9 protein-coding genes are annotated in these 13,115 nt (G+C 63.6%); 8 read left to right on the top strand and 1 reads right to left on the bottom strand.

Translation table 11 applies throughout. From position 1 onward, the window contains the following. Positions 1-608 precede the first annotated feature (608 nt). Both HS122_16215 and HS122_16210 read left to right on the top strand, forming a co-directional pair. A complete protein-coding gene (locus HS122_16215; GenBank protein ID MBE7539942.1) occupies positions 609-875 on the top strand; it encodes a hypothetical protein in 267 nt (88 codons plus the stop codon). 860 nt (positions 876-1,735) lie between these two features. Continuing rightward, positions 1,736-2,077, top strand: a complete 342-nt coding sequence (locus HS122_16210) for a hypothetical protein (protein ID MBE7539941.1) — start codon at positions 1,736-1,738, stop codon at positions 2,075-2,077. Positions 2,078-2,083: 6 nt separating this feature from the next. Here HS122_16210 and HS122_16205 read toward each other — a convergent pair whose 3' ends face one another. After that, positions 2,084-5,122 carry a bifunctional proline dehydrogenase/L-glutamate gamma-semialdehyde dehydrogenase gene (locus HS122_16205; GenBank protein MBE7539940.1) on the bottom strand — a complete coding sequence of 1,013 codons (3,039 nt, stop codon included), beginning with the start codon at positions 5,120-5,122 and terminating at the stop codon, positions 2,084-2,086. Positions 5,123-5,398: 276 nt separating this feature from the next. On the opposite strand from HS122_16205, the gene HS122_16200 reads away from it, so the two are divergent. The 6 genes from HS122_16200 (at position 5,399) to ispG (ending at position 12,998) form a co-directional block, all read left to right on the top strand. Beyond that, entirely contained in the window at positions 5,399-6,361 is a 963-nt protein-coding gene (locus HS122_16200; GenBank protein MBE7539939.1) for an acetylxylan esterase, read from the top strand. A 138-nt stretch (positions 6,362-6,499) separates the two neighbouring features. Beyond that, a complete protein-coding gene (locus tag HS122_16195; protein ID MBE7539938.1) occupies positions 6,500-7,243 on the top strand; it encodes an isoprenyl transferase in 744 nt (247 codons plus the stop codon). A 48-nt stretch (positions 7,244-7,291) separates the two neighbouring features. Continuing rightward, on the top strand, positions 7,292-8,116 hold the full coding sequence (locus tag HS122_16190) for a phosphatidate cytidylyltransferase (GenBank protein MBE7539937.1): 825 nt from the start codon (positions 7,292-7,294) through the stop codon (positions 8,114-8,116). 38 nt (positions 8,117-8,154) lie between these two features. Continuing rightward, on the top strand, positions 8,155-9,360 hold the full coding sequence (locus tag HS122_16185; GenBank protein MBE7539936.1) for a 1-deoxy-D-xylulose-5-phosphate reductoisomerase: 1,206 nt from the start codon (positions 8,155-8,157) through the stop codon (positions 9,358-9,360). A gap of 45 nt (positions 9,361-9,405) precedes the next feature. After that, positions 9,406-10,848 carry an RIP metalloprotease RseP gene (gene rseP, locus HS122_16180; protein MBE7539935.1) on the top strand — a complete coding sequence of 481 codons (1,443 nt, stop codon included), beginning with the start codon at positions 9,406-9,408 and terminating at the stop codon, positions 10,846-10,848. Positions 10,849-10,895: 47 nt separating this feature from the next. Continuing rightward, the gene (gene ispG / locus HS122_16175; GenBank protein ID MBE7539934.1) at positions 10,896-12,998 is read left to right on the top strand and encodes a (E)-4-hydroxy-3-methylbut-2-enyl-diphosphate synthase; all 2,103 of its coding nucleotides are present in this window, start codon (positions 10,896-10,898) and stop codon (positions 12,996-12,998) included. The last annotated feature ends 117 nt before the right edge of the window (positions 12,999-13,115 follow it).

Below are 13,115 nucleotides of genomic sequence, written 5' to 3'. Positions count from 1 at the left end.
CCGTGGCAAGCGGTGCGAGCATGGCAGCGGTGACAAGAATCGGTCCATAGGAGAAGGTATGATCCGGGGACATAGGTAACAAACTGTCCGGGGACATGGGTTACACTTTCAGGCTATGGCCTGGAACGAAGAAACCCTCATGGAACAGAAGCATCGGTTTGTCAGTCTCGCGGCCACGGGCCGCTTCACGTTTACCGAATTGTGCGCGGACTTTCGTCAGTCGGAAGACCGGCTATTGGTGGAAGCCCGTTACCGTCCGGGAAGGCACCGCGGATTGCGCGAGCGCAGCCGCCGTCCGCAAGGATGCTCGCACCAGACCGCTGGGCAGATCCAGGGGCTGATCGTGCGGTTGCGCCGCAGGCACCGGACGTGGGCCGAAGAAGCTGCGCAAACTGTTGCGCCGCGACCACGGCATCCGGCGGCCGCCGGCATGCAGCACCATAGCAGCGATCCTGCGGCGTCACGGTTGAGTCAGCGTCCGCGACGCAAGCCGGCCTCTACACGCCGCGCTGTGCACTGACGACACCGACGCATCCGAACCATGTCTGGACGGTGGACTTCAAAGGTTGGTTCACTCTGGGCAACAGGCAGCGCTGCGATCCCTGACGGTGTGTGATCTGTTCAGCCGCTACTATCTGGCCTGCCGAGCCCAACCCAATCAGCAGTTTGCCGGAACACTGCGGACCTTCCGCAAGATCATGCGCTTGCATGGCTGCCCGAGATCATCCGGTGACAACGGCACGCCCTTCGCCTCTCTTGCCTTTGGGCTCTCCGCCCTGAGCGTGTGGTGGATCAACCGGGCATCGTCGTCGAGTTCATCCAACCGGCTTCACCGCAACAAAACGGTTCTCACGAACGCGCTCACCGCGATCTGAAGGCCGAGGCCACGCAACCGCCGTCCCCAACCCTGGTCCGCCCAGCAGCGGCGATTTGATCGCTGGCAGCACTGCGAAACCATGTCCGGCCACATGAAGCGCTGGGCGCCTCTGCCCAGCTCAAATCTACCGTCGCAGTCCCCGCCGCCTGCGCGAGAACGACACCGCGGTGCGCTACCCGAAGGACTGGCTGGTGCGGCGCGTTTCATGCAACAGGCAAGCTGTGGCATGACGGACACGACTACGCTCTTGGTGAAATCTTCGCTCATTGCCGGGTGGCGTTGCGCAAGGATTCCACTGGCCGCACCGAGAGCTGCACTTTGCCAACGTACATCTCCTCGCTACCTCGTCTTTGATCCGGCAGCGCGCGATTCCGGCCTGCGGCCTACATCGCGCTGCCGGATCAAAACCTCTCGCCAAATCACACACAAAACTAAACAAAAAGTGTAACCTATGTCCCCGGACAAAGTGTAACCCATGTCCGAATCAAACCGAATGAGCGCTTCCCCAAGCCAAAGGGGTCAAACCTCACCTTTCGCATTCTTGGAGCACTGCCAACCTGTCCTTTCCCTGGGGACCAGCGCCTTGCCGGCAGCATGGACTTGTTGCAATCGAGAGGAATGACCCTTTTTTGGCTTGGAAGGTCATGCCACTCAGGGACAGTACCTCGTCAGCGCGGCCACTCTGGCGACGCATGAGCGGATCGCGCGCCCGGCATGTTCACGAACGCTCGGTTCACGGATGAATTTGAATCGCAGCGGAGTCATAACTGCTCCAGATTCACACAGTCGATGCCCCGGACGTCAGCTCAACTCCCCTGCCTCTGCCGCCGCTCTGTGGCTTCGTTCAACTGAAGAATCATGGTCATAAATATTGTCCTGATATTTCTCGTCTTCGGGGCCACGAGGAAGAAGTTCAATCCGTATGCCGCTGCTGCGATTCTCGGAGCTGTCAAAGGCGTGCTCTATTTTATCGGAAGCCAGAGCGTTCTTTCCGCGATCACTGGGTTCGCCATCTTCGGCGGTCTTGCCGCGGGTCTCGTATATTTTCTAGCGCGAATCGATAAGAAGGAACTTACCGAAGAGCCGTATCCCACGTATGGTTCCAGGAAGGCTGCATTCAAGTGGGAGAATATTCCGCTGTTCGCGATTGTCTTGCTTCTGATTTTTGGTGAATTATTGGCTCTCCTGTTGTTCGGATGAAGGAATCTAATCAAGCGGCGCCTCCGGCGGGGTGAAGCCGCGGCGCAGGGTGTTTTCGCTGATCACCCTGGGAAAGAGAAAATTCTCCAGATATCCGCGGCCTCCAGCCTTCGTGCCACCGCCGCTCATGCGGAATCCGCCGAAAGGGTGTCGCTCGACCAAAGCGCCGGTGATCGTCCGGTTCAAATAGAGATTGCCGCATAAAAGCTCCTCCCGGGCGCGGACCAGGGCACTGGGGCTTCGGGAGAAGATACCGCCGGTGAGCGCGTACTCGGTGGCGTTGGCAAGCGCGAAGGCCTGATCCAGCGAACGAGCGCGCATGACTCCAAGCACCGGCCCGAACAGCTCCTCGCGGGCGAGCAGGTGGCCGGGCTCCACATCCGCAAATATGATCGGCGGCACATAGTGCCCGCCGCTCGCCCTGGCTCCATCCGGCAGGTCGCTCTGATGGACCATGCGGCTTTCTCGCCTCGCCTCAGCCACCCGCGCGAAAATGCGGTCCCTGGATTCCGCGTCGATGAGCGGCCCAACCAGCGTCCCCGGCTGCGCGGGGTCACCCACCCGCAGGCTGGCGGCTGCGGCGACCAAGCGCTGAAGGAAGGCGTCATGAATCGCCTCATGCACGATGAGACGGGACAGTGCGGAGCATTTCTGCCCGCTGAATCCAAAGGCCGAATACAGCACCGCTGGAACCGCCTCATCGAGATCGGCGTCCGCATCGATGATCAATGCATTCTTTCCTCCCATCTCGCACACCACCTTCTTCAGATTCGCCTGACCGGGCACCGTCCGCCCCGCGGTCTCCCAGATCCTGAGCCCAACCGCCCGCGAACCGGTGAACGCGATGAAATCGACCCGTGGGTGCGCAACCAGGTGGGCGCCGACCTCCTCACCCCTGCCCGTCACCAGATTGACCACGCCGGGTGGCACGCCGGCTTCAAGGAGCAGGTCCATGAAAACCGCCCCGATGATCGAGGTCTGCTCCGCCGGCTTCATGATCACCGCATTGCCGGCCACCAGTGGGGCGACGGTGAGCCCGCAAAGAATGGCGAGCGGAAAATTCCACGGCGCGATCGCCACACCCACACCCCGCGGGGTGTGCACAAGGACGTTGGACTCTCCAGGAATCATCTGCGTGACAGTCGGTGCCGCAAGCCGCCGCATCTCCAGGGCATAGAATCTGCAGAAGTCCACGGCCTCGCTCACATCCGCATCCGCCTCCATCCAGGGTTTGCCCGCCTCCCTGATCTCGAGGGCGCAGAGCGCGAATCTGCGGCTCGCCATGAGATCAGCCAGACGCTCAATGATACTGGCGCGGGTCTCGACCGGAGTCGAACGCCATGCGGGAAACGCCGCTGCAGCGGCATCGACCGCCCGGCCTGCATCCTCCACCGTTGCCAGCGCCCAATGCCCCAGCACCTCGGCTGGCCGGGCCGGATTGGTCGCGGGTGCATACCGCCGTCCGGACGGCTCGCAGCGCCGACCACCGATCACAAGCGGCCAGCGTTTGCCGAAGTAACCGGCTGACGCGCCGCCTGCTGAAGCCCGGAGCGCGTCCCGCATGGCCGTCCGATTTTCGCCGAGACTGAAGTCGGTGTTGGCCGCATTGCGAAAGGCGCCACGCACAGGCCCGCCTGCAGCCGCATTCGCATCCGCACTCTCAGGCGCCGGAGGCCCGGCCGCTATCGATTCAACCGGACTCTTCAGCAGATCCTCGTGGCTCTGCTCCCCGCGATTGCTTGCGCGAAGAAATCCCTCGTTCGACGTGTTTTCAAGCAGCCGGCGCACGAGGTAAGCCATGCCGGGAAGGAGTTCGCCAACCGGGCAGTATTCACGAACCCGATACCCGCTTTCCCGAAGAGCCGCCTTCAATTCGTCCGCCATGCCGTAAAGCGCCTGGAATTCGAATGCGCGCGGATCAACGCCCAGCCTCTCCGCCTGGACGATGGCGTGGGCGCAGGACCGCACGTTGTGCGACGCAAAGGCGGACGAAACCAGGTCGCTGTTCTCCAGCAGGAGCACCGTCAGTGCCTCGAATGAAGCGTCGCTCTCGGACTTTCGCAGCCACACCGGCGCCGGCCAGTCCTTCTGGGCCGAGGTAACGACCTCGAAATCCCAGTAGGCCCCCTTGACAAGCCGCACTGTGATCGGACGCATCCGGCTCCTCGACCATGCGATGAGTTCGCGAAGGTCACGATCGGAGTCGCGCAGGTAGGCCTGTATGGCGATGCCCACGGCCGGCGTTGCCGCGAATTCCTCCTCTTCAAGAATGGAGCGAAACAGCGCAAGCGTGAGATCCTTCGTGCGGTGGCTCTCCATGTCGAAATTGATCAATGCCCCCGCCGCCGCGGCCCGACGCAGCAGGGGACGCAACCGCTGCTTGAGCCCAGGGACCGAACACTCCGGATCAATTGGATTCACGTCCGCCGAAAGCGCCGAAATCTTCAGCGAGAGATTCAGCCGGGGCAGCGGCCGGCCTCCTTGTCCGAGGTCGCTCGCACAGGGCTCCGGACTTCCCCGAAGGGCCTCGCTCACGACGTCGATGATCTCGAGATTGCGCTTCAGAAACGTGTCCGCCTCCTCCTCGCTCACGACAGTCTCTCCAAGAAGGTCGATCGTCGTGGCAATGCCCTCACGGCTGTTGGCGAGAAGCCTCCGGACCAATTCCTGCGCCGTCTCCCCCGCCACGAACTGCCGCGCCATGTCCGTGACTTGGGCCTTCACGGGGCCCGCGACAAGCGCGGGTGCAAATGAGGCCGCACCGAGGCCCGCCTTCAGGGCGGGATGCAGCTCCACCGCCTTGTCTCCCAGGTATTCGCGAAGATGCCGCACGATCTCCCCGCTCGACGCGAGCGATGGCAGGACATCAACGAACCTGAAGAGCTGGGCCTTGAATGCCGGATCGCGCATCGACCAATCCATGATCCGCGCGTAGGCGCCCTTCCTTGAAAAGATTCCGGGGGCGGGATGATCCGCCATGAGCTTAAAAAGCTTCCGACCGATGGCGTGGATGCGGGATTCGAGCAGTAGATCGGGCTTGGGCATGATGGGCGTGCCGGGGTTGGACAACGGAGCTACCGAACCGGAGTCGACCGCACAAGAGGACACGCGGTCCCTTGCCCGTTTGTTACTTCCGACCCGTTGTCGCCCGGCGCAGCCCAGTCGCCTGAACCCCCTGCATTCCCGCCGCAGCACGGGCCGAAACACCGCCAGTTCCGGTGTCAACAGTACGCATCAACGAATGCACAACGCCCGCCATCCTGCACTGCGCCATTGCCGACGCCGCGCATTCGTGCTTTCCAGCAGGGCACTCCAACCGCCATGCCACTCATCGACAAGCCTCTGGAAGAACTGCGCAGTTACCAGGGACGCAATCCGCGTCCCTCCGACTTTGACGAATACTGGGATGCAGCCCTGCGCGAACTCGACGCCACTCCTCCCCGCCCGGAGTTTTCAAGAAGTCCGACGCTGAAGGCACGGGGGGCGGAATGCTTCGATCTCACATTCACCGGCGTCGGAGGTGGGAGGATCTACGCCAAGTATCTCCGGCCCGCGGGCGCAAAGGCGGCGCCTGCCGTGCTTCAGTTTCACGGGTACAGCCAGAACAGCGGTGACTGGACGCCCAAACTTGCGTATGTATCGCAGGGTCTGTGCGTGGCCGCCATGGACTGTCGCGGCCAGGGTGGACGGTCCGAGGATCGAGGCGGTGTGACGGGAAACACACTTCGGGGGCACATCATCCGCGGTCTGGACGACGCGGATCCGCGGCGCCTGCTGTTTCGCCAGGTATTTCTTGATGCCGCGCAGCTTGCACGCGTCGTCATGGGACTGCCGGAAGTCGATCCTTCGCGCGTCGGCGCCATGGGTCCGTCGCAGGGTGGAGGACTGACCCTTGCCTGCGCGGCGCTCGAACCGCGCATCAGGCGCGCGGTTCCCGTGTTTCCCTTTCTATCCGACTACCAGCGCACCTGGGAGATGGATCTTGCCAAGGATGCCTATCAGGAGCTTCGCGACTATTTCCGACTGTTTGATCCCTGTCATGAACGCGAGCACGAAGTCTTCAGCCGACTAGGCTACATTGACGTGCAGCACCTCGCGCCCCGCATCCGTGCGGATGTGCTCATGCACGTTGGACTCATGGACCCCATCTGCCCGCCAAGCACGCAGTTTGCAGCCTACAACAAGTTGGGCGGTTCGAAACAAATGGCGATTTACCCGGATTTTGCTCATGAACACCTTCCTGGCGAGGCCGATCGGACGCTGAACTTCATGCTGGGACTCTGATGGCAGTCCTCCAGGCGGATCACAAGGCGGCAGCCATGGTTCCCGGCGCCACCCGATTACAAAGCCGGGTGATTTCCCTCCCGTCGACCTTCGGCCTTGTCAAACGAAGGGGCTGACCGCTCACTTGCACGCCAAAGCATGTCAGGTCCAACCGCCGCCGTTCCCACACACGTCGCCATCATCATGGATGGCAATGGCCGATGGGCCAAGAAGCGCGGCCTGCCGCGGATTGAAGGCCATCGCCGCGGGGTCGAAGCTGTTCGGACGATCCTGGAGGCCACGCGCGAACTGGGGATCCGCTACCTGACGCTTTACGCATTTTCCGCCGAGAACTGGCATCGCCCCGCGGATGAAGTTGGTGCGCTGATGGGCCTGCTTGAAATCTTCCTCAAGCGGGAAACGGCCACGCTGGTGAAGAACAGGGTTCGCCTGCTGACGATCGGCCGCACGGAGGACCTGCCGGATGCAGTGAGGGGACAGCTCGAGGCAGCCAAGGAACAAACCTCCGCCTTTGCGGAGCATACACTCATCCTCGCCCTCAACTACGGTTCCCGCACGGAAATCGTCGACGCGGCCCGCGCCTATGCTGCCGCCGTGGCCGCCGGCAGGGAGAAACTCAATGACAGCTCCTGGGAAACCTTCAGTCGCTACCTCCAGACCGCGGGCATACCGGATCCCGATCTCCTGATACGCACGTCGGGGGAGGTTCGCCTCAGCAACTTTCTCATGATGCAGTGCGCCTATGCCGAACTCGTTTTCTCCCCCGTTCTCTGGCCGGATTTCGGCAGGGAGGATCTGCAGGCGGCACTCGCGGACTTCTCGCGTCGCGAGCGCCGGTTTGGCAGGACGAGTGAACAGCACGCGCCCGCGGGTGTTCGCTAAACCCTGCCTCCGCCCGGGCGGCCCGCCTCATCCCAACCAGCACCCCGCATGCTGAAACGCACTCTCAGCACCCTCGCGCTCTGGGTGATAGTCCTCGCCGCCCTCCACTATTTTGGAGCTGTCGGGGGTGTATGGCTGATCACGATCGCCAGCCTGCTGACACTGCGTGAATTCTACGCCATGGTCGCCCGCACCGGCATCAGGCCGTTCGATCGATCGGGCATGGCCCTCGGCGCCGCCATCACCCTCGGCCCGCTCTACCTCGACGCCTGGGCGGGCCCCGCGGAGCTGCTCGCACTCGCCGTAGTGGTTTTTTCAATACGCATGCTTGGCGAGCCCGAGGCGCAGCACCGCATGGACGCCCTCGCCTGGTCGGTTCTCGGCGTCATCTACGTGCCGTTCATGCTGCACTTCCTCACCCGCATCATCCTCATCGAAACCCCGCACCCCAACGCGGGACTGGTGATGACACTCTGGCTTGTCGCCGTCTCCAAGTTTTGCGACACGGGCGCGCTGCTGACCGGCATGGCCTTTGGGCGACACCGGATGGCGCCTCAGATCAGCCCCAAAAAAACCTGGGAGGGATTCGCGGGCGGCCTGCTCACTGCGGCGCTGATCGGCGCGTTCATTGCGCACGTTGCGCGCGACTTCCTCCCCGCCGGCTTCTCCCCCTGGCTGGCCGCGGTGATCGCGCTGCCCATCGCAGGCGTCGCCGTGGTCTCCGATCTGGTCGAATCCATCATGAAACGCCGTGCGGCGGTCAAGGATTCGGGTGCAACGATTCCCGGTATTGGCGGGGTGTTCGATCTGACCGACAGCCTGATCCTCGCCGCTCCACTGGGCTACGCGGTTTTTCACGGATTCACCCGCTAGCGGGGACTCGCGCCGTACTCCTTGACCGTCTTCGCATGATGCCATCCCGTCCCCGCCGTCGCGTCGTCCTGCTGGGCGCCACCGGTTCCATTGGAGAAAGCGCGTTGCGTGTCATTGCCGCGCATCCGGACAGGCTCGAGCTCGTCGGCATCGCCTCCCGCGCCAATGCTCCCCGCCTGGCCGCAATCGCCGCCGCCCACCGTGTGCGGCACGTGGCCATCGCTGATGAGTCCGTCGCAATGGGCGCCAGGAGGAATTCGCTCTTCCAAGGTGCGCACGATCTCCACACTGGCGAACAGGGTCTCATCGAACTGGCCTCGCTGCCGGAGGCCGACGTGGTCCTTGTCGCGGTCGTTGGAACCGCCGGACTCGCTCCCGCACTGGCTGCTCTTGCCGCTGGCAAGGACCTCGCACTCGCTTCAAAGGAAATTCTGGTTCTTGCCGGACGGTTTGTGATGGACGCCGCCCGGAAATCCGGCGCGCGGCTGCTCCCGGTTGACAGTGAACATGCTGCGGTCGCCCAGTGCCTGGCCGGACACGGCAGGTCGGCGGTCGCCCGGGTCATTCTGACGGCCAGCGGCGGCGCCTTTCGCAATCTCCCGCTGGAAAATCTGGCACGGGTCACCCGGGAGGACGCGCTCAAGCATCCGAACTGGTCAATGGGGCCCAAGATCACCGTCGATTCAGCCACACTCGCAAACAAGGGGCTCGAACTGATCGAGGCCCAGTGGCTCTTTGATTTGAAGCCGCAGCAGTGTTCGGCCGTCATTCATGACCAGAGCATCGTGCACTGCCTGGTTGAATTCGTCGACGGAGTCATGCTCGCGCAGCTCAGCCCGCCATCGATGACCTTCCCGATTCAGCGCGCGCTGCTCCCCGATCTTACGGAGGCGGGCGTCGACCGTCCGCTTGATCTGCAGCAATGCCTCTCGCTGGATTTCAAACCCGTCGATGAAACCCGCTTCCCCCTCTATCGCCTCGCACGCCAGACGATGGCTGCCGGAGGGGTCGCGCCGGCGATCTTCAATGCGGCCAACGAAGTCGCCGTCGAGGCGTTCCTGGCGCGCAAACTCGGCTTTCTTGCGATTTCCGAGGTTGTCGATCATACTCTCCAGACCGTGAGTTCCTTCGAACCGTCGGATCTGTCGTCCGTTCTCGCTGTCGATGCCGTGGCCCGCCGGGTCGCGACGGATCGCTGTCAAGACGCCGCCGGGCCCCGGCTCATTCACCCTTCTGGAACCTGAATCCATAAGATCGATCGAAATCCAAATTCCCTCCAAACACCATAAATGGACCTCCTCACCATCCTCCTTTCCAACCTTTGGGCGGTTTTTCTGATCGTTCTTTTCTTCGGCGGATCCATCTTCGTCCATGAGCTGGGGCATTTCCTCGCCGCGCGCCGCAGGGGCATGCACATCGAGCGGTTCTCCATCGGCTTCGGCCCGAAAATGTTTGGCTGGAAAGGCAGGGATGGCGTCGATTACCGCGTCTCCTGGCTCCCGCTGGGAGGATACGTGGCTCTTCCACAACTGGCTGACCTCAAGGGCCTCGAGGGAGCTGCCTCACCCGGGGCGGACGCGCTGCCACCCGCCGGCTACGCGGACAAGATGATCGTCGCCGCAGCCGGGGCGTTCTTCAACATCCTCTTTGCCTTCTGCCTTGCCATCATCCTCTGGATGATCGGACAGCCGGTGAGCAGCGATCAGGCGACCACCCGGATCGGCTATGTCGCGGCACAGATTGAACTGCCCGACCACACGCCCGTCACCAGCCCGGCGCGGGAGGCCGGCCTTCAGGTGGGCGATGTCGTCAGGGCCATCGACGGTCGCAGGCTCGAGGACTGGCAGGACCTCCTGCAAACGCTCGTGACCGGAACGCAGCGTGCGGCCGATGGGCGGCGCAAGGCCGTCTTCACCGTCGAACGCAATGGGAAACTCCTCGATCTCACGGTCTATCCCCTGCTCGCCGGCGACGAAAAGATGAGAAAGGTCGGCATCGCCCCCGCCTACGACCTCGTCGTACATTCGGTGGACGCCGGCTCCGAAGCCTCGCGCATCGGCCTGCGCCCGAAGGATCGTATCCTTTCCCTGGATACAACTCCCACCCTGAGTCTTCAGGCCTACGGGGAGTACCTCGGCAGCCACAGGGACCGGACGGTGGCGGTCAGCATTCTGCGGGACGGACAGCCGCTCGCCCTCACGCTGCCGGCCCGGGGCGCGGAAAAGGCGAAGGACCCGGCTGACATCGGCCTCACTTTTGCCTTCGAAAGCAGGCTTGTGTACGAAACGCCCTTCAAGCAGTTCGCCTCCCACCTGGACAAGACCTGGCAGACGCTCGCAAGCCTCGTGAATCCCCGCAGCGACATCGGGATCTCAAAGCTGAGCGGCCCCGTCGGAATAATCCGCGTCTTCCACATGGCCGCGCAGGCGGACATCCGGCTGGTCCTTTGGTTCACGATCCTCGTGAACATCAACCTGGCGGTGTTCAACCTCCTGCCGATTCCCGTTCTCGACGGCGGGCACATGCTTTTTGCGACCATCGCGAAGCTTCGCGGACGCTCCCTTCCCGCAAACTTCATCGCAACCACGCAGAGCGTCTTTGTCGTGCTGCTGTTCAGCATGATCATCTACGTCAGCTTCTTTGACGTTCGCCGCTGGGCGCGCGATGCCCATCCCGCGGCCCCGCCCGCGGCAAGCCCCTCACCGGCTCCATCGCCTGCGCCGGACAGGTGACGCAATCGTCGTTGGACATTTCCGGGCCCAGCGTGGAAAGTGCCGGCATGCCGCTGTCCTATTGCACCTCCCGATTCCGGACGATCCGCCGCGCGACCATGCCCGTGCAGGTCGGCTCAGTCGGCGTCGGTGGCGACAACCCGATCCGCATCCAGTCGATGACGACCAGCGACACGCAGGACATCGCCGCGACAGTCAGGCAGGCGATCGCCCTCGCGGAGGTGGGTTGCGAAATCGTGCGCGTCACCGCCCCGAACGTGCAGGCGGCGCGGTGCCTTCGCGACATCCGCGCGCAGTTTTCAGCCGCGGGCTTTGCCGATGTTCCACTCGTCGCGGACATTCATTTCCTTCCCCAGGCCGCGATGGAGGCCGTGGAGCACGTCGAGAAGGTGCGGGTCAACCCCGGAAACTACGCGGACAAGAAGCGTTTTGCCGTGCGGGAGTACACGGACGCCGACTACAATCAGGAACTCGAGCGCCTCCACGAGGCCTTTTCGCCGCTCGTGCTGCGCGCGAAGGAGCTCGGCCGATCCCTGCGGATCGGCACCAATCATGGCTCGCTGTCGGACCGGATCATGAACCGCTACGGAGACACGCCGCTCGGCATGGTCGAGAGCGCGCTGGAGTTCCTCCGCATCGCGGAGTCCCACGGCTTCAGGCAGATGATCCTGTCGATGAAGGCCTCCAACCCCAAGGTCATGATCCAGGCGTATCGACTCCTCGTCGCGCGCATGCAGCAGGAGAACATGGCCTACCCGCTGCACCTCGGCGTGACTGAGGCGGGCGACGGCGAGGATGGGAGAATCAAGAGTTCGATCGGCATCGGCTCCCTGCTGCTGGACGGACTGGGCGACACGATCCGGGTCTCGCTGACCGAGGACAGCGTCTACGAAATTCCCGTTGCTCGCGCGATCGCCGCAAAGGCGATGTCGTTGTGGGGCACGCCCCAAGGCGCCGGTCCCGGACTCTCCACATCGCAGGCATCGCAAAATAGTCCGCCATCCGTCGACGACGGCATTGATCCCTTCAGTTACACGCGCGCCCCAGCCTCCGCGATCAGCCTCGCGCCCGGCTGCGAAGTCGGCGGAGAGAATCCTCCGCGCGTGGTCGTGCGCGCCCCGCTGGGGCAGTTCCTGACGGGAGGACTGGACACCGGCTTCACGCGGATCCGGGCCGACACACCGGTCGAGGGACTTCTGATGCCCGTGGGGACGCATGCCGATCTTTCAGCGCTCGCGGCCGCGGCAGCCAGGCCGCCGGTCCCCGCGGCCTTTCTCGCACTCGAGCTTGATTCTGGCATCGACGCCGCGGATCTCGAGCCCGTGCTCGCGTCCACCCGGACTCCCATCGTCCTTGTCCGGGAGTTTGGCGGGAATGACATCCCCGCATTGCAGGCCTTCGCGGAGCTCGCGGCGCGCCACGGCTGCACGCTGGCTCCGGCCATGGCGGCCGGCGACGCTCCGGCCGTCCTTGCCGCAATGCGGGCATCCGGTTGTATCCGATTTTTGGTGACACATTCGCGGTTCGCGCCCGCGGCGGCGCCGGCCCAGGGCCCGGGCCACGCGGTCGGCGCCTACCGCGCCCTCGCCGCGGCGGTGCGCGCTGAGGGGTGCCGGCAGCCGGTCTGGATCCGCAATACGTCCGATGCGGCGGTCGCCGGGGACGCCAGCTTTCTCTCCCGACTGATCGAGGCATCCCTTCTCACGGGCTCGCTCCTCTGCGACGGAATCGGGGACTGCGTGAGCATTGAGACGGAGGGTGACCCCGTTCGTGCGGCCAGGCTGACCTACAACGTCCTGCAAGGGGCGGGCGCGCGGATTTCGAAAACCGAATTTGTCGCCTGCCCTTCCTGCGGCCGCACGCTGTTCGATCTTCAAACCACGACGCAGCGCATTCGTGCGAAGACGGGACACCTCAAGGGCGTCAAGATTGCCATCATGGGCTGCATCGTGAACGGCCCCGGCGAAATGGCCGACGCGGACTTTGGCTACGTGGGGGGTGCTCCGGGCAGGATCAACCTCTACGTCGGCAGGAAGTGCGTGCAGTACAACCTTCCCCAGGACCAAGCTGACGCGCGCCTGATCGAGCTTCTCAGGGAGCATGGAAGATGGATCGAACCGGCCGCGGCGGAGACCGCGGAAACCGTGTAGCAACGGCGCAACTTCATCGTCCTGGAGGGGAAACAGGCCCGTGTAGCAGGATTTCGACTACGTGGGGCGGACAGCCTTCGACGGGCGGGGCAGCGGGCGATTTCTTGGCAACCAAAA

The sequence above is a fragment of the Opitutaceae bacterium genome (assembly GCA_015075305.1).
GTDB lineage: Bacteria > Verrucomicrobiota > Verrucomicrobiia > Opitutales > Opitutaceae > UBA6669.
This window is presented reverse-complemented; position numbering and strand designations above follow the sequence as displayed.

Excerpts from the sequence above, each read along its gene's own strand:
- rseP (MBE7539935.1), top strand. The coding sequence starts at position 9,406 with ATGGACCTCCTCACCATCCTCCTTTCCAACCTTTGGGCGGTTTTTCTG.
- HS122_16210 (MBE7539941.1), top strand. The coding sequence starts at position 1,736 with ATGGTCATAAATATTGTCCTGATATTTCTCGTCTTCGGGGCCACGAGG.
- HS122_16195 (MBE7539938.1), top strand. The coding sequence starts at position 6,500 with ATGTCAGGTCCAACCGCCGCCGTTCCCACACACGTCGCCATCATCATG.
- ispG (MBE7539934.1), top strand. The coding sequence starts at position 10,896 with ATGCCGCTGTCCTATTGCACCTCCCGATTCCGGACGATCCGCCGCGCG.
- HS122_16190 (MBE7539937.1), top strand. The coding sequence starts at position 7,292 with ATGCTGAAACGCACTCTCAGCACCCTCGCGCTCTGGGTGATAGTCCTC.
- HS122_16200 (MBE7539939.1), top strand. The coding sequence starts at position 5,399 with ATGCCACTCATCGACAAGCCTCTGGAAGAACTGCGCAGTTACCAGGGA.
- HS122_16205 (MBE7539940.1), bottom strand. The coding sequence starts at position 5,122 with ATGCCCAAGCCCGATCTACTGCTCGAATCCCGCATCCACGCCATCGGT.
- HS122_16185 (MBE7539936.1), top strand. The coding sequence starts at position 8,155 with ATGCCATCCCGTCCCCGCCGTCGCGTCGTCCTGCTGGGCGCCACCGGT.